Consider the following 18,642-nt stretch of genomic DNA (forward strand, 5'->3'; position numbering starts at 1 on the left):
GCTAGACTTGGACGTTGATTCCCGCCGCACTCCCCGGCGGCGGGCATTCCCCCTCAAGCATGAGCGCTGCAACGGCGCTGCGGAGAATCTTCATGGATCAGCTCGACGATATCCTCAACCAGGACATCGACCCCACCGAAACCCGCGAGTGGATCGATTCGCTCGACGCGGTGATCCATCACGACGGTACCGAGCGCGCGCACTTCCTGCTGGAGAAGATGGTCGACACCACCCGCCGTTCGGGTGGCCATCTGCCGTTCAATCCCACCACCGAATACGTCAACACGATCCCGCCCAGCCAGGAGGCGAAGAGCCCCGGCGACGCGGCGATGGAATGGCGCATCCGCTCGCTGATCCGCTGGAACGCGATGGCGATGGTGGTGCGCGCGAACCGCAAGCCCGGCGAGCTGGGCGGCCACATCGCCAGCTTCGCCTCCAGCGCCACGCTGTACGACGTGGGCTTCAACCATTTCTGGCGCGCGCCCAGCGCCGACCACCCTGGAGATCTGGTATTCCACCAGGGCCATTCCAGCCCGGGCGTCTACGCGCGTTCGTTCCTCGAAGGCCGCCTGGCCGAGGACCAGCTCGACCTGTTCCGCATGGAAGTGGTCGGCAAGGGCCGTGCGCTGTCGTCGTATCCGCATCCGTGGCTGATGCCGGATTACTGGCAGGTGCCGACGGTGTCGATGGGTCTGGGTCCGATCCAGGCGATCTACCAGGCACAGTTCTTCAAGTATCTGGAGAACCGCGGCCTGGTGCCGAAGAGCGACCGCAAGATCTGGTGCTTCCTGGGCGACGGCGAGTGCGACGAGCCGGAGTCGCTCGGCGCGATCTCGCTGGCCGGCCGCGAGGGCCTGGACAACCTGATCTTCGTGATCAACTGCAACCTGCAGCGGCTGGACGGCCCGGTGCGCGGCAACGGCAAGATCATCCAGGAACTGGAAGGCGTGTTCCGCGGCGCGGGCTGGAACGCGATCAAGCTGGCCTGGGGCAGCTACTGGGACCCGCTCCTGGCGCGCGACGACAAGGGCGTGCTGCGCAAGCTGATGATGGAAACCGTCGACGGCGAGTACCAGGCCTGCAAGGCGTTCGGCGGCGCGTACACGCGCGAGCATTTCTTCGGCAAGTATCCGGAGACGCGCGAGATGGTCGCCAACCTCAGCGACGACGACATCTGGCGGCTGAACCGTGGCGGCCATGATCCGCACAAGGTCTATGCGGCCTACCACGCGGCGTCGAACACCAAGGGCATGCCCACGGTGATCCTGGCCAAGACGGTCAAGGGCTACGGCATGGGCCTGGGTTCGGGCGAGTCGCAGAACCCCACCCACCAGCAGAAGAAGCTGGACGACGAATCGGTGCGCCACTTCCGCGACCGTTTCCAGATCCCGATCGCCGACGACAAGCTGCACGACGAAGTGCCGTACTACCACCCGGGCATGGATTCGCCGGAAGTGCAGTACATGCTGGAACGCCGCCGGGCGCTGGGCGGCTTCCTGCCGCAGCGCCGGCGCAAGGCCGAGGCCAAGCTGAAGGCGCCGGAACTGGCCGCGTTCGAACAGATCACCAAGGGCACCGGCGAGCGCGAGATCTCCACCACCATGGCACTGGTGCGCGGCATCAACCTGTTGCTGCGCGACAAGCAGCTGGGCGAGCGCGTGGTGCCGATCGTGGCCGACGAGGCGCGTACGTTCGGCATGGAAGGCATGTTCCGCCAGATCGGCATCTACGCGCCGTTCGGCCAGAAGTACAAGCCGCAGGACTCCGACCAGCTGCTGTACTACCGCGAGGACCAGAAGGGCCAGGTGCTGCAGCAGGGCATCAGCGAGGCCGGCGGCATGGCCTCGTGGATGGCGGCGGCGACCAGCTACTCGGTCAGCAACCAGGCGATGCTGCCGTTCTTCATCTACTACTCGATGTTCGGCTTCCAGCGCATCGGCGACCTGTGCTGGGCCGCCGGCGACATGCGCGCGCGCGGCTTCCTGGTCGGCGGCACCGCCGGCCGCACCACGCTGAACGGCGAAGGCCTGCAGCACGAGGACGGCCACTCGCACCTGCTGGCCGGCGCGATCCCGAACGTGAAGGCGTACGACCCCACGTTCTCCTACGAGGTCGCGGTGATCCTGCAGGACGGCGTGCGCAGCATGCTGCAGGAGCAGGAAGACCACTACTACTACATCACCGTGATGAACGAGAACTACAGCCATCCGGACCTGCCCAAGGGCAGCGAGGAAGGCATCATCAAGGGCATGTACCTGTTCCAGGATGGCGGCAAGCCGAAGAAGGGCGAGCCGCGCGTGCAGCTGCTGGGCTCGGGCACGATCCTGCGCGAGGTGATCGCGGCGGCCGAACTGCTGGAGAAGGACTTCGGCGTGAAGTCCGACATCTGGTCCTGCCCCAGCTTCGTCGAATTGCGTCGCGACGGCTTCGACGCCGAGCGCTGGAATCGCCTGCATCCGGAAGCGGAGCAGCGCGTGCCGTATGTCACCAGCCTGCTCGACGGGCGCTCCGGCCCGGCGATCGCCGCCACCGACTACGTGCGCGAGTTCGCCGACCAGATCCGCGCCTTCATGCCCGACGGCATGCGCTACACCGTGCTGGGCACCGACGGTTACGGCCGCTCGGACACCCGCGCGCACCTGCGTGACTTCTTCGAGGTCGACCGTTACTGGATCGCCCACGCGGCGCTGGCCGCGCTGGCGAAGGACGGCAAGGTCAACGCCAAGGACGTCAGCCGGGCGATCAAGGAATACAAGCTCGACCCGGAGCGGCCCAACCCGCTGGGTCAGTAAGCACCGCGCTCACGAAAACCCCGCTTCGGCGGGGTTTTTTTTCGCCCGAACGGTTTTCTTCACCTGCGCTGCACCCGGCGCGACACTCGGCCGCTATATCCTGCATGGCATGGGGAAGCCGGTGATGGGCGGCGACGATGTCGGCGATACCGCGGCGATACCGGGTATGTCCGACAGTCACTCGACACATGAGGGGTGAGCCATGCAAACCATACGTCCGTACGTTTACCTGCTTGGCGGAGCCGTTGCACTGGTGCTGACCGGTTGCCGCAAGGAGGCCATCCAGCCAACGCCGCTGCCGGCACCGGAGCCGCAGGCGTCCATGCCTGCGCAGCAGAATCTGTCGGCCGACGCGCTGTTCGCATTCGGCAAGGCGTCGCTGCGGTCCGCCGACAATGCCGAGCTCGACGCGCTGGCCGACAAGATGAAGGCGGCATCGCAGATCGACTCGGTGCAGGTGCTGGGCTACACCGACCGGATCGGCAGCGAGCAGGCCAACCAGAAACTTTCCGAGCAACGCGCCGAGACGGTGAGCGACTATCTGGTGGCGCACGGCGTGCCGGCCGGGGCGATCCGGGCCGAAGGCCGGGGCGAGGCTGACCCGCTGGTGGCCTGCCCGGATCAGAAGGGTCAGAAGCTGATCGCCTGCCTGGCGCCGAACCGCCGCGTCGTGATCAACACCATCGTAAGTGATGCGGGCGCCGCCATGCCGGTGGTCATCCCGCCGGGCAGTCACGGCGTGACCCAAACGGTGTGGATCGGTCCGCACACGGTGCCCTGCGACGGCGACAGTGCCGGCTACTGCTACCGCGTGCGCGAAAGCGAGAACGGGCCGTGGAAACTATGGCACGGTCGCATCCAGGGCTTCGACTACGTCGAGGGCAACGACTATGAGCTGGTGGTCAAGGCGTACCGCTCGGATGTGAAACTGGAGAACGAGTCCAGGGACCCGGCCTCCCGCTACGTATTCTCCAACGACAACGGCCCGTTCGTGGTCTGGGTGCTCGACCATGTGGTGAGCGAGCAGCCGCACGCCGGTCGCTGAGTCGTCGTATTGCAGTGCACAGCCTGGCGATCCACGGAGCTGTTTCGCCAGTGCAAACGGAAAGGGCCGGACGAGTGATCGTCCGGCCCTTCTGCCTGATGCGTGATGTCTACTCGTCGTCGTCGCGGAACGCGCGGCGCAGCAGCAGGAAGGCGCCGATCGTGCCGGCGACGATCGCCACGGTGGCCGCCGGGTGGCGATTCACCTTGCGGCGCAGGCGGCGATATTGATAGTTCGCCTCATCGGCGAAATCCTCGGCGGCGCGGCTCAGCTGGCGGCGGTAATCGCCACGCTTGTCGAAACGTTCGCGGATCGTGCGGCGGCCCCGTTCGAGCAGGTTCTGCGCACCATTGCTGGCGTCATCGGCGTAGTGGCGAGCCCGCTCGCCCGCACGCTCGGCGGTGTCCTGGAGCTGGCGTCCGATATCGTGTTTGCGCATGGTCGTCTCCTTGGCGTCTGAGCTCTCAGGCTGGCAGCGCCACCGTGAGCGAGGCGTAAACAGGGCCGCGCAACCCGCGGCCAGCATTCAGCCAAGCTGGTACTCGCCACCTTTTTCCAGCGCACGTGCATAGGCCGGGCGAGCGTGGATGCGCTGCAGGAAGGCGGTCAGATTCGGGTGGCTTGCGTCCAGTCCGCCACGGGCAGCGAAGGCTTCCAGCGGAAAGCTCAGCTGGATGTCCGCCACGCCGAAGGCGTCATCGACGAACCACGTCCTGCCGGCCAGTTCATTTTCCAGATAGTCCAGGTGCAGGCGCAGCTGCGGATCGACGAACGTGCGCATCACCTTGCGTGCGATGCCCCGAGCGACGGGCTTGACGAAGAACGGCGCCGGCGCGGCCTCCACTTTCCGGAACACCAGCTTCAGCAGCAACGGCGGCATCGCCGAGCCTTCGGCGTAGTGCAGCCAGTAATTGCAGCGCAGCCGCGCCGGCGTGCCGTGGGTGGGAATCAGCACGCCGGCGCCGTAGCGGTCGGCCAGGTACTCGATGATCGCGCCGGACTCGGCCAGGGTCAGTTCGCCATCGGTGATCACCGGCGACTTGCCCAGCGGATGCACGGCGCGCAGTTCGGGCGGCGCCAGCATGGTCTTCGGGTCGCGCTGGTAGCGCCTGATCTCGTAGGGCAGGCCCAGTTCTTCCAGCAGCCACAGGATGCGCTGCGAGCGCGAGTTGTTGAGGTGGTGGACGGTGATCATGACGGGCTCCGAAGTATGAGGTGACACGACGACATGCAAGGCCGCGGAACGGCATCCGCAGATCGGCGCTCAGTAGATCTCGCCCACGCAGCAGCGCAGGCTGCCGCCGGCCTTCTCGATCTCGTCCAGTTCCACCGCGCCGACGGCGAAGCCATGGTCGGCCAGCGCCTCGCGCTGGGTGTCGGTGAGCGAGGCGGCGGCGCAGGCGCTCATCCACACCCGTTGGTCGGACAGGGTGATCGCATTGCCGGCGAAGGCCTGCTTCTGCGCCGGACTGATCCAGATCGCGCGACCGCCGTAGGCGCCGGCGATCGCCTGCGCAGCGGCGGGATCGCGGAAGCCGTCGGCGGCGATGATCGCGGCGCGGCTGGCCAGCAGGGTCAGCACCACGTTGGTGTGATATTCGCCCTCGGCCAGTTCGAAGCAGAACATCAGGCGCAGCTCGAACGCCTTCAGCATCGCCTGTGCGCCGGCCATGTCGCAGCGCTCGCTGAGGCCGCAGTAGCCGACGCCGCGGGCGCGGTCGATGATCAGCGAGCCGGTCAGCTCGGCGACCAGGTCGTCGCAGCCGGACAGGTCGATCTCGTCGTAGCCCAGCACGTCGCCGAAGAACGCGCGGATGTCCGTGCGCCCGGCCTCGCGCTGGCGCACCGGATGACGCATGCGGCCCACGATCAGCCGGCCCGGCGCCGTGGCGAACACGTTGTTGGGAAACACCGCATCGGGCGTGGCGGGATCGCCGGGGAAGGTGATCACCGGCACGTCCGCACGCAGGGCCTGCGCCAGCGCGCCGTGCTGGGCCAGCGCCTTGAGCGGATCGACCGCCAGGCTCATGTCCATGTAGCGGTTGTCGCGCGCCGATTCCGCCGCCAGCGCGAACCCGGCCGGCGCCACCAGATAGGCGGCGCGTGCCGTCGCGGCGGCGCCAGGCAGTGGCGCCAGCGCGGCAAATACCTCGAGGAATTCGGTGGGCGACGTGGTGATCACGGTGCGGTTCCAGACGCGAAGAGACGTCAGAGAATATCCGCTGCCGGTTCTTCCCGCGCGGCGGTTTCCACGTGCAACTGCTGGCGTCGGCGCAGGCTCGGGAACATCGCCATCCACAGCCCGACCACCACCAGCGTGCCGACGCCGCCGAGCACGGTGGCGTTCACCGCGCCCAGCCATGCCGCCAGCATGCCGGACTCGAACTCGCCGAGCTGGTTCGAGGTATTGATGAAGATAGCGTTCACCGCGCTGACCCGGCCGCGCATGTCGTCCGGTGTATCCAGCTGCACCAGGGCGCCGCGGATCACCATGCTGACCATGTCGAACGCCCCCAGCGCGAACAGCGCCAGCAGCGACAGCCACAGCGCGGTCGATACGGCGAACACCAGCGTCGCCACGCCGAAGCCGGCCACCGAGGCGAACATGATCATGCCGACCCGCCGCTGCATGTCATGCCGCGCCAGCCACACCGACATCAGCAGCGCCCCCACCGCCGGGGCCGCCCGCAACAGGCCCAGGCCCCAGGGGCCGGTGTGCAGGATGTCCCTGGCGAAGATCGGCAGCAGGGCGGTGGCGCCGCCGAGCAGCACGGCGAACAGGTCCAGCGAGATCACGCCCAGCACGTCGGGGCGGCGACGGATGAAATGCACGCCGGCAAACAGGCTCTTCAGCGTGGCCGGTTCGCGTTTCGGCGGCGCCTGTTCATAGCGCAATCGCGCCATCAGCACGATCGACACCAGGTACAGCGCCGCGCAGGTCGTGTACACCACGCCGGGCCCGGCCACGTACAGGAAGCCGCCGACCGCCGGGCCCATGATCATCGCCGCCTGGCCGGCCGAACCGTTCACCGCCATCGCACGGGGCAGCACGGTGGCCGGCACCAGCGCCGGCAGCATCGATTGCAGCGCGGGAAATTCGAAAGCCTTGGCGATGCCGATCACGAACACCAGCAGCAGGATGCCCGCCTCGTGGATGCCGTGGGCCAGGCTCATGCCGGCCAGCGCGGCAATGGCGATCCACTCCACCACCTGGCCGAGCAGCACGATGCGGCGCCGCTCGAACTGGTCGGCGACATGGCCGGCCGGCAAGGCCAGCAACACCGATGGCACGAACTGCACCAGGCCGATCAGGCCGAGGTCGAAGGCGCGGCCAGTGATCGCGTAGATCTGCCAGCCTACCGCCACCGACAGCATCTGGAAGCCGAAGCCCGAGGCGATCCGGGCGAACCAGAACGCGACGAAGGCGGGGTGTCGAAGCAGCGAATCCGTGGCCGTGGAACGAGGCGGAAGCATGGGGTGTCCTTGCGGGGGCGCCATTATCCCGCGGGCGTGCCCGGCCACAAGCGTTGGCGGTTCAGCTGGCAGACGGCTGATTTGACGCGGCCTTGCCATATTCCCGCCTAGCGTCCTGTCCAATTATCCAATTACCGAGCCGAAGGACACTCTCATGGGCCACCAGGCAAAACATGTCTACACCGACCATGCCAGCATCCACCAGCTGGAATCGCTGGTGGATGAGTTGCCCGCGAACGGCCACGTGGTGCTGTTGCTGAAGGACGGCAGCAGCTGCGACGGCGTGGTCAGCACGCGGCCGAACGTGCAGGTGTTCCGTGATGCCGAGGAGCGCGAAGGCATCAATGCCACCGTGCAGCTCGAACGGCCGGACGTGCCGGAGTGGACGCGTCGGATCTGGCTCGACCAGATCGTGCGGGTCGAGCACCTCGACTCGATCATGGCCAGCGAGAACTGAAGCTCAGGCAAGGTCGTCGGCCACGCTGGCCGGAACGGCCCGCGGTGATGCCGCGGGCGCCGGCGCATCCAGGCCGAACAGGGGCCGCAGCCAGCGACTCCGGCGGATCACGAACTCGTGCAGCAGCGCGCAACCGCCCACCGTGGCCAGCACGATCAGGGCGGGTTCGATCACCGGTCCCAGCCCCAGCGGCATCAGCTGCCAGGCGAACAGCAACAGCAGGCTCTGGTGCAGCACGTACCACGGATACACCGCCTCGCGCGCATACGGCAGCCAGCGGAGCGGGCGGTTGAGATACGCGTGACCCCAGCCCAGCACCGCCACGATCGCGCTCCACAGGTACAGGTAATGCAGCGCCCGCACCGCCAGCACCAGGGGCAGGGCGGCGTCGTCCGGCAGGGTCTCGATGCCCAGCAGGTAGAACGCGAAGCAGCCCAGCGCCAGCGGCAGCGAGGCCCGGCGCAGCCGCGCCAGTTCGGCCCAGATGCCGGTATCGGTGCCCAGCAGGTAGCCGTAGAGGAACACCGTGGCGTAGATCGCATGGGCGTACCAGTCGCCCCATAGCGCGCCGGTCACCGGGTAGCGGTTGGCCAGCAGGCAACCCCACAACAGCAGGGGCAGGGCAGGCAACAGCAGCAGGCGCACGCCGCGCAACTTCAGGCAGGCGTTGCGCAAGCGCTGGCCCGGACGCGATTCCAGCAACGGCAGCAGGGCCAGCAGCAGCATCGTGTACACCCACAGGTAGGGCAGGTACCACAGGTGGTTCCAGGTGAAGCCGTACTGCCAGCCGGTGAACGCGCCCGCGGGCCACGGGCCGCCGCTCCAGTAGCGCAGCAGGAAGTGGCCGAAGCCGGGCTCGACCAGATGGTTCGACAGTCCCTGCACATACGGCTGGATCGGCACCACCACCAGCACGCCGAACACCAGCGGCAGCAGCAGGCGCAGGCTGCGCTTGCCGGCCAGCCGGCCGATGCTGCCGCGCCGGCGCATGAAGTTCACCGCCAGCCCGGAGACCAGGAACAGCAGCTCCATCCGCCAGCGGTTGAGGAACAGCATCGGGTACTGCAGCCATTCGGCGATGTGGCTGCTCTTGAGATGGAAGTCCCAGCCGTCCCCGGCCACGTACAACATTGCGGCGTGGTACAGGATCAGCAGGCCGAAGGCGAGGACGCGCAGTGCATCGATATCGTGGCGGCGGTTCATGGCGGCATTCCCGTGTGAAAGTGGCCTCAGCCTGTCCCGCCGCGCGCCGCCTGTCCCGCCCGAAGTGACCGCCTGACGGGCCCTGGGGACGAATGGCGGCCGGCAGGTACGAGTAGTGGGGACGAGTTGGGTAAACTCCGGTCGATGGGCACGACTTCCGGCTTCGACATCTACCAGCGCTGGCGGCGACCGTTCGAGGTCGGGGTCTGGCTGGTGTTCTTCGCGATCAACGGCGTCTTCAACAGCATCAACTCGGGCATCGACCACGCCGGCGCGGCGGCGTGGGAACCCTGGCTGTGGGAGTGGAGCAGCGTGCTGGTGCTGCTGGCGCTGTTGCCGGGGGTGATCGCGCTGGAGCGGCGCTGGCCGATCCGCTTCGACACCTGGCGCCGCAACCTGCCGTTGCATCTGCTGTTCAGCGTGCCGTTCAGCCTGATCCACGTGGGCGGGATGCACCTGTTGCGGAAGCTGGGCTACGCCCTCGCCGGTGCCCATTACGACGCGTTCGGCGCCTCATGGTGGATGAATGCAGGCTACGAATACCTCAAGGACGTGCGCACCTATTTCGTGATCGTCGGCACGCTGGTGCTGTACCGGCTGTGGCTGCTGCGCCAGCAGGGCGAAGCGCGACTGCTGGCCGCGCCGGATGAAGGCGCGCCGGTGGAGCCGGTCGAGCGCCCCGAACGTTTCCTGGTGCGCAAGCTGGGCAAGGAATTCCTGCTCAACGCCAGCGAGATCGAATGGCTGCAGGCTTCGGGCAACTACGTGAACCTGCACGTACGCGGTCGCGACTACCCGCTGCGGGCCACCATGGCGGGGATCGAGGAGCGGCTGGATCCGGCCCGCTTCGTGCGGGTGCATCGCGGCTACTTCGTCAACCTCGACTATCTTGTCGAGATCGAGCCGCTGGAAACCGGCGACGCGCGCCTGCAGATGCGCGACGGCACGAAGATTTCCTGCAGCCGGCGTTATCGCGCCGCACTGCGCGAACGTTTCGGACAGCCCGATTGACCCCCGGACTGCGTGGGCCGGTTGCGCGGCAATGGCGGATCGTTACAAGCTAGCCGCCTGTTCCCGCCAGGTATGCCGCTGATGAATGTCGCCTTCCCCTGTCGCGCCGTGATGGCGTGCGGTTTCGCCGTGCTGCTGGCCGCCTGTTCGCAGGGTGGGGCTCCGGCGCCGGACGCCGCACAGCAGCAGGCGCAAGCCGCGAATGCGGACGCCGTGCGCAACCTCGATGCGTATCGCCAGCTGCTGCGCATCCACAACGACGAGATGGCGGTGACGATGGGCAAGGAGATCGTCAGGCGCTTCCCGGACAGCGACGCCGCGAAGGAAGTGCAGAAGACCCTGCCGGCGATCGAGAAGCGCTACATCGAAGCCAGCGAAAAGAGCCGGCTCGAACGCCTGTGGCTGTACCAGGTGGCGCCGATGGCCGGTGGCACGCAATCCACCGCGACCATCGAAAACAGCCAGCCCGCCAGCGGTGACCGCGTGCGACTGGTGATGCGCCGGCACACCAGCTGGGGCCAGAGCGTGTTCCTGTATGGCAGCAAGCCCGGTTTCGTCTGCCGCGGCAACTGCAGCATCGCCACCCACGTCGACGGACGCACGGTGTCGGTGAAGGCGTTTGCGCCGTCCACCGGCGAGCCGGCGCTGATGATCCGCGACGACAAGGCGTTCATCGCCATGCTCGGCAAGGCGAAGAAGATCAGCATGGACGTCACCCTGGTCGATGGCGAGAAGAAAGAGACCCTGGTCTATGAAGTGGCCGGCTTCGATCCCGCCAAGTGGACCGCGCTGGGCAAGAGCAAGCCCGCCGGGAAATAGCCGGCGGTGTCATCCGCGACACCGCTGCTGCGTTCCTGGCAGTAGGCATTCCCACATGAGGATGGCGTCATGGACAAGTCATGGCTGATCCCCGCCGGCGCGCTGGCGCTGGCCGCGTTGACTGCTGGATGCTCCAGCATGCCGTACGCGCAGCGCGTGCAGCAGCGGCAGGCGGCGTACGCTGCGGCGGCCGGCGCGCCGGTGCGCAGTTTCAACTACTTCAGCCTGTACTCGTGGGAGCCGCTGAGCGATACCGAGCTGGCGGTGTATACCCGGCCGAACCAGGCGTACCTGCTCGACCTCGGCGGCTGCCAGGACCTGATGTTCGCCAACGCGATCGGACTCACCTCGAACATCAACCAGGTGACGGTGGGCTTCGACAAGGTGCTCACCGGCCGCCACAACTTTCCCTGCACCATCACCGGCATCCGTCCGGTCGACGTGAAGAGCCTGAAGATCGCCCAGGAAAAGCAGCGCCGGATCGAGGCGGCCGCGCGCAGCGCCGCGCCGCCAGCAGCGAAAAATTAGCGGGGCTGCCGAAGACCTGCCGTCAGCGCACCACGGTGACCGGCACGTGGGCACGTGCCAGCACGTTGCCGGAGACCGAGCCCAGCAGCCATCGCGCCAGTGCACCGCGTTCGGTGTGTCCGATCACGATGTGATCGATGCCGTGCTGTTCGACCTGGCTGAGCAGCACGTCGCCGGGGCTGCCATAGACCAGCTCCACGTCGACCATGTCGCTCGCATCGGGAACCACGGCGGCCAGTTCCTGCAGCAGCTCCTGCGCCCGTCGGGTGCCGGAGTCGGCCATCATCAGCGCCGACACGTCGGTGCCGCCTTCGGTCACCTGCAGCACCGACACCACGCGAACCCGGCCACCGGAGCAGCGCGCCAGATCGATCGCGAACTGGAACGCGCGTTGTGACACTTCCGAACCGTCGTAACCCACCAGCGAGTGCTTGACCATCATTTCCCTTCGCGACTGCGCGGCCATCAAGCCGTTGCCTTCGAGTCTAGGAGCGTGGGGAGTGGAAACCAAGCGACGCATGCCGCCTGCTGTGCCTGGCCGTCCACGCCCGCCACCGAAAGCTGAACGGCTGGTCATTCGTCTGCACGTCTCTGTCACGCCGCCCTGCACAGGATTCGTTCCACCCGCATCCACGACGGCCGTGCTGTCCAGGTTGGCCGCGGGAAGCGCATCAACCGTTGTTCCGCACACTCGAAGGAGAGACATCATGATCAAGCGTACTTTTGGAATGGCTGCCCTGGTAATGGCCTGCGCGGGTGCGATGACCGTGCTGCCGACGAGCTCCGCACAGGCTGCCGAGGCGAGTGTGAAATGCGATCTGGTCTACAACCTGTCGGGCTGGTCGCTGATCTACAAGCACGCCGAAGGCACCGGCATGGTCACCTGCAGCAACGGCCAGAGCGCCAAGGTGAAGATCGCCGTGGTCGGCGGCGGCCTGACCGCCGGCAAGTACCACATCGACAACGGCAAGGGCGAGATCACCAAGGTGCACGGCATCGCCGATGTCTTCGGCGACTATGCGCAGGCCGGCGCCGAAGCGGGAGTGGTCAAGAGCTCGACGGCGCAGGTGCTGACCAAGGGCACCACGTCGCTGGCCCTGGCCGGCACCGGAGAGGGCGTGAATCTGGGCATTTCGGTGGGCAAGTTCACCATCAGCCAGCTCTGATCAAGGCAGCTCTGATCACGGCAAGTCTGATCACGGCCACGGCCTGATCCGGAAGGGCGCCATGGGCGCCCTTCCTTTTTCCGTGCGCGTAAACTGCAGCGATTGCGCACACCCGATCGGAGGCCCTGTCATGCGTCGTCTTGCTGCCCTGTTTGCGTTGACCCTGATGCTCGCCATGAGCGGAGCGGCTTTCGCCGCCACGCCCCAGGTGGGCGAGGCCGCACCGGCGTTCCGTTTGCAGGATCAGAACGGCCACTGGCTCGCGCCGGATGATTTTCGCGGTGGCTGGCTGGTCATGTACTTCTACCCGAAGGACTTCACCCCCGGCTGCACCACCGAGGTCTGCACGTTCCGCGACGACATCGCCAAGCTGCGCCAGGCCGGCGCCAAGGTCGTCGGCGTGAGCCTGGACGATGTGAAATCGCATGCCGCGTTTGCCGAGAAGTACCACGTGCCCTTCCCGCTGCTGGCCGACAAGGATCGCCAGGTCGCCACGCGTTACGGTGTGCTCACCTCGCGCATGGGTCTGCACTATGCGAAGCGGACCACCTTCCTGATCGATCCGCAGGGGCGCATCGCCAGGGTCTATGTCGATGTCGATCCGGAGAAGAACTCGGCCCAGGTGCTGGCCGACCTGGCCAGCCTGAAGGCGACCCGCTGATGCCGCTGGCACCGAACGCCGCCAGCGCGGCGAACCGGCGTTTCGCGCCCTGGGCGATCGGCCCCTGGGTCGTGCTGTTGCTGGCCGCGATCGGCTTCGTGCAATACCTGCGGCATGCCGAGTACCTGTATCTCGGCGTGGCTGTTGCGGTCATCGTGGTCTGCGCCGGCTGCATCCTGCGCCAGGCCTGGTCGCGGTCGGCGATGCAGGTGCTGGCGCTGCTGCTGGCGACGTGGTCGCTGGTGACCGCGGTGCTGATGCTGCAGCAATCGGGCGACTTCGAGATCGCCCGCCAGCACGCCCGGGCGCAACCGCAGCTCGGCGAGATGGCGCTGTGGATGATCGCGCGGGCGCAACGCACCTGGCAGGTCGGCATCGCGCTGAAGCTGGCGGCCATTCCCGCGCTGCTGTGGCTGGCCTGGCAACTGGGACGGCCAGCCGTGCGCGCGCAATTCCGCTCGCGTCGGTCCTGACGGTCGGTGATACTGCAGCCGGGCACTTGCGCGGATTCGCTTCGGGGGAAGGGATGAAGAACTGGCTGGCGGGATGGTGCTGTCTGTTGCTTTGCGGCGTGGCATTCGCGTCGAGCCCGGGCGGCGTACGCAAGCGGGTCCAGGCAAGCATGCTGCTCACCGGGACGATCGTGGTGGCGCCGGACGGCAGCGTGCGCAGTTACGCCATCGATCGCGCCGACCAGGTCGAGCCTGCGGCGATGAGCCTGGTCAACCGCAGTATTCCCGCATGGAAGTTCGAGCCCGTGCTGCTCGCCGGCAAACCGGTGGCGGCCAAGGCAACGATGAGTCTGCGGGTGGTTGCCAAACCGATCGGCGATGGCAACTACTCACTGGCCATCAACGGCACGCATTTCGGCCAGGAAGCACCCGGTCAACATGTCACCTACCAGAATCGCGTGCCGCCCACCTATCCGCCGCAGGCCATCAAGGGGCGCGTGACCGGTACGGTCTACCTGGTCCTGCGAGTGGGGCGGCAGGGGCAGGTCGAGGATGCCGAGGCCGAACAGGTCAATCTGGCCGTGATCGCCAGCGACCGGGACATGGTGCAATGGCGCAATGTGCTTGCGAAGTCCGCGCTGGCAGCCGCCAGGAAGTGGACTTTCCATACGCCGACCTCGGGCGAATATGTCAATGCGCCGTACTGGGTTGCACGCGTGCCGGTTGCCTACCATCTGAAAACTCTCGACGAGCCCGAAGTCGATACCTACGGGAAATGGCAGGCGTACGTCCCCGGGCCGAAGGAGCTGGTGCCGTGGATCGATAGCCAGCGCCTGCTGTCCGGCAGCGCCGATGCACTGCCGGGCGACGGCATCTATCAGCTTGATCGGAATGGACTGCAGCTGCTCACGCCACTGAGCGGCGCCTGACTCCACCGGGCAGATTCCCGACGAATCGCGCAGGTCACGTGCCTGACATGGTATGCGGCACCAGTATTCCAAGGGCTTACAGGGGAACACGGATGAAGCGATTTCTGATCGGGCTGTCCTGCGCTTTGCTGTCGGTCGCCGCGCTGGCTACCGGCCCGACCGCACTGCGCAAGCGGATGCAGGCCAGCATGCTGCTCACCGGGACGATCGTGGTGGCGCCGGATGGCAGCGTCCGTAGCTACGTCATCGATCACGCGGAAAAAGTGCCGGAGGACGTGAGCAGCCTGGTAGAGAGGAATGTGTGGCGATGGAAGTTCGCGCCCGTTCTGCTGAACGGCGCGCCGGTGGCGGCCGAGGCGAAGATGAGTTTTCGCATCGTTGCCAAACCCGTGGGCGATGGCAAATTCTCCATCGGCATCAGCGGCGCCCAGTTTGGCGAGGGCAGCCCGGGGCAATCGATCAGCATTCGGGAAATGTCCTGGCCGGCTTATCCGGCAGTGGCGGCCCAGGCTCGCGTGGAAGGAACGGTTTACCTGCTCCTGCGGGTGGGGCGGCAGGGGGAAGTGCAGGAGGTCGTGGCCGAACAGGTCAACATGGGCGTGCTGGACAACGAGCGCCAACTGGCGCGATGGCGTCCCCTTCTTGCCAAGGCGGCCATCGCGGCCGCCAGGAAATGGACCTTCAATCTGCCCGCATCCGGGCATGGGGTCGATGACGACAACTGGTTTGTCAGGGTGCCCATAGGGTTTGGCATCGGCCCGCCCGGCGACGACTATGGCCAGTGGGAGGTCTACATACCGGGGCCGCGCCAGCCGATTCCCTGGTTTGACGGAGGGCGGCAGGTCTTGTCCAGCGCGGATGCCTCGCCTGATGGTGCCATCAGCCAGCCCGACCGGGGCTTGAATCTGCTCACTCCGCTGGACGGCGCCTGAGGGCGATGCGGGGAGGAAGGAGCCGGCCGTGGGCGCGCGTTTCACCTTCCCGGCGGAGGTATTCAGCGAGGGTTGCTGCGTGGGCGGTTATCGCTAGGGAATCGTTTTCCGGGATCGGGTTGATGCCCATGCGTGCGTTTCGAATCTTCGCCGTTCTGTTGCTGCTGTCGGGAGCGTGTTCGCTGCACGCGCAGGACCTGGCGGCGACCTGCCATGCCAGCAGCAGTTACGACGTCACCCTGAAGCCGGACAGCCTGTTGTTCGACCGGCCCGCGCCGGCGCCGTTCCATGTCGAGTTGCAACAGGGCGCCCTGCGCACCGATGGCGTCAGCGTGAGCTTGAACGCGGAGAACCAGGACCGGCTGACCCTGTTCGAACGCGAGCTGCGCGAGCTGGCGCCGCGCGTGCGCACGGTGGCCCGCAACGGCGTGGACATCGCGGCGCAGGCCCTGCGCAGCGAGGCCGACGGCATGGGCCTGGGCGCCGATACCCGGGCCGAGTTCCAGCGTCGGCTGGACGCCCACGCGGCGGAGCTGAAACGGCGCATCTCGATCAGCCAGAGCACGCGCGACTGGCAAGGCGATGCCGCCAACCAGGCGATGAACCAGGTCGCCGGCGACCTGTTGCCGCTGCTGGCGGCCGACCTGGGTCAGCAGGCGATCAATGCGGCGCTGTCCGGCGACCTGCAGGCCGCCGCCACGCTGCGCGATCGCGCGGCTGACCTGGCTACCGACCTGCAGCCGCGATTGCAGGCGCGGTTGCAGGTATTGCGTCCGCAGGTCGAGGCGCTGTGTCCGGCGATCCGCCGGCTTGCCTCGCTGCAGCAGGGCGTGCGCGGCAGCAATGGCCAGCCGCTGAACCTGCTGCAGGTCGGGCCATGACACCCGCGCACCGGGCGCGTGTTTGCGTGGCCTGCGTGCCGGCGGGCATAGTCGGAAGCCCAGCCACTGCCTGATGGATGAATCATGCCGGCCAGCGCCAGCGATGTTCTCGAATTCTGGTTCGCCGAAGCGCACGCCGTGCACTGGTTTGCCGCCAGCGCCGACTTCGACGGGCAGATCCGCGAGCAATTCGGCGGCGCCGTGCAGGATGCCGCGAACGGACGGCTGGACGGCTGGGCGGCCACGCCGTCGGGCTGGCTCGCGCTGCTGATCCTGCTCGACCAGTTTCCCCGCAACCTGTATCGCCACGACCCGCGCGCCTGGGCGGCCGATCCGGCGGCGCAGCGCGTCGCGTTGTCGGGCCTGTCCCGTGGTGATGACCGCCAACTTCCCGCCATCCGGCGCGTGTTCGCCTACCTGCCGCTGGAACACGCGGAAGACCCCGCATTGCAGCGGCGTTCAGTCGAATTGTTCGAGGCGCTGAGGGCCGACGCACCGCCCGGCGAGGTCGCCCGCTTCGACGATTTTCTGGACTATGCTCGACGCCATCGCGACGTGATCGAGCGCTTCGGCCGCTTTCCCCATCGCAACGCCGTGCTTGGTCGGGCCGATACACCGGAGGAAGCGATCTACCTGGCGCAGCCCGGCGCCGGATTCTGAAACCCGGGTTCCTCATGGAGGCATGATCATGCGCACACTCATCCTTTCCCTGCTGCTCGCGTTCAGCGCGGCTGCGCAAGCCGGACAAACCCTGCGCATCGGCCAGCACGTATTGACGGTCGGTGACACCGCCACCCACGCGATTGCTTTGCTCGGCACGCCCGGCTACAGAGAGCCGGTGGAAAACAGGTTCGGCGCCCGCATCGGCGAGCGCTGGCAATACGCCCGCGACGATGGCCATGTGGTCGTGCTGACCATCATCGACGGCAAGGTCGGCGAGATCGACGATCGCCGCGAATAGGTAAAACCATTCAACCGACCAGGGAGCAGGTCATGCGTATTCGTCTAGTCATTGCGTTGTTCGCCTTCAGTGCCGCGGTGCAGGCGTCCAGTACCTTGCGGGTCGGCAACCAGGTGCTGGTTGCCGGCGACAGCCGCGAGCGGGTGGTGGATCTGCTGGGCAAGCCGAGTTCGAAGTCGCATAAGCACAAGTCGCGCAGCCACGGCAGTCGCCGCGGTGGCGTGCGGGTGATCGACCGCAACGAGGGCGGCGAGCAGTGGCGCTACCGCCGCGACGGTCACGTCACCGTGGTGACCCTGGTCGACGGCCGGGTCACCGACATCGAGGACGATCGGCTCTGAGGCAGGTCCCCGCGGCGTCGGGGAGTTGTCGGGCACGATCCGTCCGCCTGCGTGCGTGTCACGCGGCTTTTGCGACGGTTTGCTAGGCTGCTGCGTTTCCGACCGAGCCGAAGCGATGCACGATTTCCTCGACAACCTGCTGGGCCAGGCGTTGTCCGCCAGCGTGATCCATGCCGGACTGAACCTGCTGTTCGCCTTGCTGATCCTGCTGGTCGGCACCTGGGTGGCGGCGCGCATGGCCAACTTCAGCCGCCGCGCGCTGCAGCGGGCGAATGTGGACGACACGCTCAGCGGCTTCCTGCGCAACGTGATCTACGGCGTGCTGGTGGCGATGCTGATCGTGATGGCGCTGACCCGCGCCGGCGTGCCGTCGGCCCCACTGGTCGCGGCGCTGGGCGCGGGCGGACTGGCGATCGGGCTGGCCTTGCAGGGTTCGCTGAGCAACCTGGCCTGGGGCGTCTTGCTGGTGATCTTCCGGCCGTTCCGGGTCGGCGATTTCGTTACTGCCGGCGGGCTGGACGGCACGGTGCAGAGCATCAACCTGATGCACACCCTGCTGCTGTTGCCGGACGGGCGCGAGGCGGTGGTGCCGAACGGCAAGGTCGGCGGCGATGCCATCGTCAACCATAACCGGCGCGGCACGCGGCGGTTCGAGTTGAAGCTGGGCATTGGCTACAAGGACGACATCGGCGCGGCGATGGCCGAGATCCGCCGCCTGTTCGCGGCCGACGCGCGCATCCTCAAGGACCCCGCGCCCGGCGTGTGGACGGTCGGCCTGGGCGAGAACGTGGTCGACCTGGTGATCCGCGCCTGGACCAGCTCGGCCGACTCGTGGGACGTGCAGACCGACCTGCTGCGCGCGATCCGCGAGCATTTCGAGGCAGCCGGCATCAGCCTTCCCGCACCGCGCCGCGAATTGGTCATCACCCACGGTGACGTATCGGATGCGGCGCCGCGCCAGCCATGACGCGGCCTCACCGATGCGTGGCG

The 18,642-nt window shown here is 67.1% G+C and carries 22 protein-coding genes; 16 read left to right on the forward strand and 6 right to left on the reverse strand.

Translation table 11 applies throughout. From position 1 onward, the window contains the following. Positions 1–92: 92 nt before the first annotated feature. Entirely contained in the window at positions 93–2,792 is a 2,700-nt protein-coding gene (aceE, locus tag I6J77_RS02355; protein WP_204110423.1) for a pyruvate dehydrogenase (acetyl-transferring), homodimeric type, read from the forward strand. A gap of 202 nt (positions 2,793–2,994) precedes the next feature. Beyond that, the gene (locus I6J77_RS02360; protein ID WP_204110424.1) at positions 2,995–3,837 is read left to right on the forward strand and encodes an OmpA family protein; all 843 of its coding nucleotides are present in this window, start codon (positions 2,995–2,997) and stop codon (positions 3,835–3,837) included. A gap of 109 nt (positions 3,838–3,946) precedes the next feature. Here the strand turns inward: I6J77_RS02360 and I6J77_RS02365 are convergent, their stop codons facing one another. The 4 genes from I6J77_RS02365 to I6J77_RS02380 all read right to left on the reverse strand — a co-directional run bounded on the left by I6J77_RS02365 (position 3,947) and on the right by I6J77_RS02380 (position 7,311). Continuing rightward, on the reverse strand, positions 3,947–4,276 hold the full coding sequence (locus tag I6J77_RS02365; RefSeq protein WP_056714192.1) for a hypothetical protein: 330 nt from the start codon (positions 4,274–4,276) through the stop codon (positions 3,947–3,949). Positions 4,277–4,363: 87 nt separating this feature from the next. After that, entirely contained in the window at positions 4,364–5,032 is a 669-nt protein-coding gene (locus I6J77_RS02370; protein WP_204110425.1) for a glutathione S-transferase family protein, read from the reverse strand. A gap of 69 nt (positions 5,033–5,101) precedes the next feature. Continuing rightward, complete coding sequence (locus tag I6J77_RS02375) at positions 5,102–6,019, reverse strand: arginine deiminase-related protein (RefSeq protein ID WP_204110426.1); 918 nt, start codon at positions 6,017–6,019, stop codon at positions 5,102–5,104. A 26-nt stretch (positions 6,020–6,045) separates the two neighbouring features. After that, the gene (locus I6J77_RS02380) at positions 6,046–7,311 is read right to left on the reverse strand and encodes an MFS transporter (RefSeq protein WP_204110427.1); all 1,266 of its coding nucleotides are present in this window, start codon (positions 7,309–7,311) and stop codon (positions 6,046–6,048) included. Between the two features lie 154 nt (positions 7,312–7,465). Here I6J77_RS02380 and I6J77_RS02385 point away from each other — a divergent pair, with 154 nt between their 5' ends. Further along, positions 7,466–7,768, forward strand: a complete 303-nt coding sequence (locus tag I6J77_RS02385) for a DUF3247 family protein (RefSeq protein WP_204110428.1) — start codon at positions 7,466–7,468, stop codon at positions 7,766–7,768. A gap of 3 nt (positions 7,769–7,771) precedes the next feature. On the opposite strand, the gene I6J77_RS02390 is transcribed toward I6J77_RS02385, so the two are convergent. After that, positions 7,772–8,971, reverse strand: coding sequence for an acyltransferase family protein (locus I6J77_RS02390; protein ID WP_204110429.1), 1,200 nt, complete (start codon positions 8,969–8,971; stop codon positions 7,772–7,774). A 144-nt stretch (positions 8,972–9,115) separates the two neighbouring features. Between I6J77_RS02390 and I6J77_RS02395 the strand changes: the two genes are divergently transcribed. From I6J77_RS02395 to I6J77_RS02405, 3 genes are all read left to right on the forward strand, one after another. After that, the gene (locus I6J77_RS02395; protein WP_204110430.1) at positions 9,116–9,982 is read left to right on the forward strand and encodes a LytTR family DNA-binding domain-containing protein; all 867 of its coding nucleotides are present in this window, start codon (positions 9,116–9,118) and stop codon (positions 9,980–9,982) included. A gap of 81 nt (positions 9,983–10,063) precedes the next feature. Beyond that, complete coding sequence (locus I6J77_RS02400) at positions 10,064–10,801, forward strand: hypothetical protein (RefSeq protein ID WP_204110431.1); 738 nt, start codon at positions 10,064–10,066, stop codon at positions 10,799–10,801. A 69-nt stretch (positions 10,802–10,870) separates the two neighbouring features. Then, positions 10,871–11,329 carry a DUF6491 family protein gene (locus tag I6J77_RS02405; RefSeq protein WP_204110432.1) on the forward strand — a complete coding sequence of 153 codons (459 nt, stop codon included), beginning with the start codon at positions 10,871–10,873 and terminating at the stop codon, positions 11,327–11,329. A 22-nt stretch (positions 11,330–11,351) separates the two neighbouring features. On the opposite strand, the gene I6J77_RS02410 is transcribed toward I6J77_RS02405, so the two are convergent. Further along, positions 11,352–11,768: a universal stress protein gene (locus I6J77_RS02410; protein WP_056714247.1), complete on the reverse strand. Its 417-nt coding sequence runs from the start codon at positions 11,766–11,768 to the stop codon at positions 11,352–11,354. A 268-nt stretch (positions 11,769–12,036) separates the two neighbouring features. Between I6J77_RS02410 and I6J77_RS02415 the strand changes: the two genes are divergently transcribed. From I6J77_RS02415 to I6J77_RS02460, 10 genes are all read left to right on the forward strand, one after another. Then, positions 12,037–12,495 (forward strand): hypothetical protein, encoded by a 459-nt coding sequence (locus I6J77_RS02415; protein WP_056714215.1) that lies wholly within the window; start codon positions 12,037–12,039, stop codon positions 12,493–12,495. Positions 12,496–12,625: 130 nt separating this feature from the next. Then, positions 12,626–13,156: a peroxiredoxin gene (locus tag I6J77_RS02420; protein WP_204110433.1), complete on the forward strand. Its 531-nt coding sequence runs from the start codon at positions 12,626–12,628 to the stop codon at positions 13,154–13,156. After that, positions 13,156–13,629, forward strand: a complete 474-nt coding sequence (locus I6J77_RS02425) for a hypothetical protein (protein ID WP_204110434.1) — start codon at positions 13,156–13,158, stop codon at positions 13,627–13,629. The genes I6J77_RS02420 and I6J77_RS02425 overlap by 1 nt, the downstream gene beginning before the upstream one ends. 53 nt (positions 13,630–13,682) lie before the next feature. After that, on the forward strand, positions 13,683–14,537 hold the full coding sequence (locus tag I6J77_RS02430; RefSeq protein WP_204110435.1) for an energy transducer TonB: 855 nt from the start codon (positions 13,683–13,685) through the stop codon (positions 14,535–14,537). Between the two features lie 92 nt (positions 14,538–14,629). After that, the gene (locus tag I6J77_RS02435; protein ID WP_204110436.1) at positions 14,630–15,469 is read left to right on the forward strand and encodes an energy transducer TonB; all 840 of its coding nucleotides are present in this window, start codon (positions 14,630–14,632) and stop codon (positions 15,467–15,469) included. Between the two features lie 128 nt (positions 15,470–15,597). Next, positions 15,598–16,350, forward strand: a complete 753-nt coding sequence (locus I6J77_RS02440; RefSeq protein ID WP_204110437.1) for a DUF2884 family protein — start codon at positions 15,598–15,600, stop codon at positions 16,348–16,350. Positions 16,351–16,434: 84 nt separating this feature from the next. Continuing rightward, positions 16,435–17,010 (forward strand): DUF924 family protein, encoded by a 576-nt coding sequence (locus tag I6J77_RS02445; RefSeq protein ID WP_204110438.1) that lies wholly within the window; start codon positions 16,435–16,437, stop codon positions 17,008–17,010. 28 nt (positions 17,011–17,038) lie between these two features. After that, on the forward strand, positions 17,039–17,311 hold the full coding sequence (locus tag I6J77_RS02450) for a DUF2845 domain-containing protein (RefSeq protein WP_204110439.1): 273 nt from the start codon (positions 17,039–17,041) through the stop codon (positions 17,309–17,311). Between the two features lie 32 nt (positions 17,312–17,343). Beyond that, entirely contained in the window at positions 17,344–17,652 is a 309-nt protein-coding gene (locus I6J77_RS02455) for a DUF2845 domain-containing protein (RefSeq protein WP_204110440.1), read from the forward strand. A 115-nt stretch (positions 17,653–17,767) separates the two neighbouring features. After that, the gene (locus I6J77_RS02460) at positions 17,768–18,619 is read left to right on the forward strand and encodes a mechanosensitive ion channel family protein (RefSeq protein ID WP_204110441.1); all 852 of its coding nucleotides are present in this window, start codon (positions 17,768–17,770) and stop codon (positions 18,617–18,619) included. Positions 18,620–18,642: the final 23 nt, after the last annotated feature.

It is taken from the genome of Rhodanobacter sp. FDAARGOS 1247, assembly GCF_016889805.1.
GTDB lineage: Bacteria > Pseudomonadota > Gammaproteobacteria > Xanthomonadales > Rhodanobacteraceae > Rhodanobacter.

What these genes read in the sequence shown, in the direction of transcription:
- I6J77_RS02430 (WP_204110435.1), top strand. Translation starts at nt 13,683, where the DNA reads ATGAAGAACTGGCTGGCGGGATGGTGCTGTCTGTTGCTTTGCGGCGTG.
- I6J77_RS02435 (WP_204110436.1), top strand. Translation starts at nt 14,630, where the DNA reads ATGAAGCGATTTCTGATCGGGCTGTCCTGCGCTTTGCTGTCGGTCGCC.
- I6J77_RS02445 (WP_204110438.1), top strand. Translation starts at nt 16,435, where the DNA reads ATGCCGGCCAGCGCCAGCGATGTTCTCGAATTCTGGTTCGCCGAAGCG.
- I6J77_RS02360 (WP_204110424.1), top strand. Translation starts at nt 2,995, where the DNA reads ATGCAAACCATACGTCCGTACGTTTACCTGCTTGGCGGAGCCGTTGCA.
- I6J77_RS02400 (WP_204110431.1), top strand. Translation starts at nt 10,064, where the DNA reads ATGAATGTCGCCTTCCCCTGTCGCGCCGTGATGGCGTGCGGTTTCGCC.
- I6J77_RS02455 (WP_204110440.1), top strand. Translation starts at nt 17,344, where the DNA reads ATGCGTATTCGTCTAGTCATTGCGTTGTTCGCCTTCAGTGCCGCGGTG.
- I6J77_RS02460 (WP_204110441.1), top strand. Translation starts at nt 17,768, where the DNA reads ATGCACGATTTCCTCGACAACCTGCTGGGCCAGGCGTTGTCCGCCAGC.
- I6J77_RS02405 (WP_204110432.1), top strand. Translation starts at nt 10,871, where the DNA reads ATGGACAAGTCATGGCTGATCCCCGCCGGCGCGCTGGCGCTGGCCGCG.
- I6J77_RS02420 (WP_204110433.1), top strand. Translation starts at nt 12,626, where the DNA reads ATGCGTCGTCTTGCTGCCCTGTTTGCGTTGACCCTGATGCTCGCCATG.
- I6J77_RS02395 (WP_204110430.1), top strand. Translation starts at nt 9,116, where the DNA reads ATGGGCACGACTTCCGGCTTCGACATCTACCAGCGCTGGCGGCGACCG.
- I6J77_RS02385 (WP_204110428.1), top strand. Translation starts at nt 7,466, where the DNA reads ATGGGCCACCAGGCAAAACATGTCTACACCGACCATGCCAGCATCCAC.
- I6J77_RS02365 (WP_056714192.1), bottom strand. Translation starts at nt 4,276, where the DNA reads ATGCGCAAACACGATATCGGACGCCAGCTCCAGGACACCGCCGAGCGT.
- I6J77_RS02450 (WP_204110439.1), top strand. Translation starts at nt 17,039, where the DNA reads ATGCGCACACTCATCCTTTCCCTGCTGCTCGCGTTCAGCGCGGCTGCG.
- I6J77_RS02380 (WP_204110427.1), bottom strand. Translation starts at nt 7,311, where the DNA reads ATGCTTCCGCCTCGTTCCACGGCCACGGATTCGCTGCTTCGACACCCC.
- I6J77_RS02425 (WP_204110434.1), top strand. Translation starts at nt 13,156, where the DNA reads ATGCCGCTGGCACCGAACGCCGCCAGCGCGGCGAACCGGCGTTTCGCG.
- I6J77_RS02415 (WP_056714215.1), top strand. Translation starts at nt 12,037, where the DNA reads ATGATCAAGCGTACTTTTGGAATGGCTGCCCTGGTAATGGCCTGCGCG.
- I6J77_RS02370 (WP_204110425.1), bottom strand. Translation starts at nt 5,032, where the DNA reads ATGATCACCGTCCACCACCTCAACAACTCGCGCTCGCAGCGCATCCTG.
- I6J77_RS02440 (WP_204110437.1), top strand. Translation starts at nt 15,598, where the DNA reads ATGCGTGCGTTTCGAATCTTCGCCGTTCTGTTGCTGCTGTCGGGAGCG.
- I6J77_RS02410 (WP_056714247.1), bottom strand. Translation starts at nt 11,768, where the DNA reads ATGGTCAAGCACTCGCTGGTGGGTTACGACGGTTCGGAAGTGTCACAA.
- I6J77_RS02390 (WP_204110429.1), bottom strand. Translation starts at nt 8,971, where the DNA reads ATGAACCGCCGCCACGATATCGATGCACTGCGCGTCCTCGCCTTCGGC.
- aceE (WP_204110423.1), top strand. Translation starts at nt 93, where the DNA reads ATGGATCAGCTCGACGATATCCTCAACCAGGACATCGACCCCACCGAA.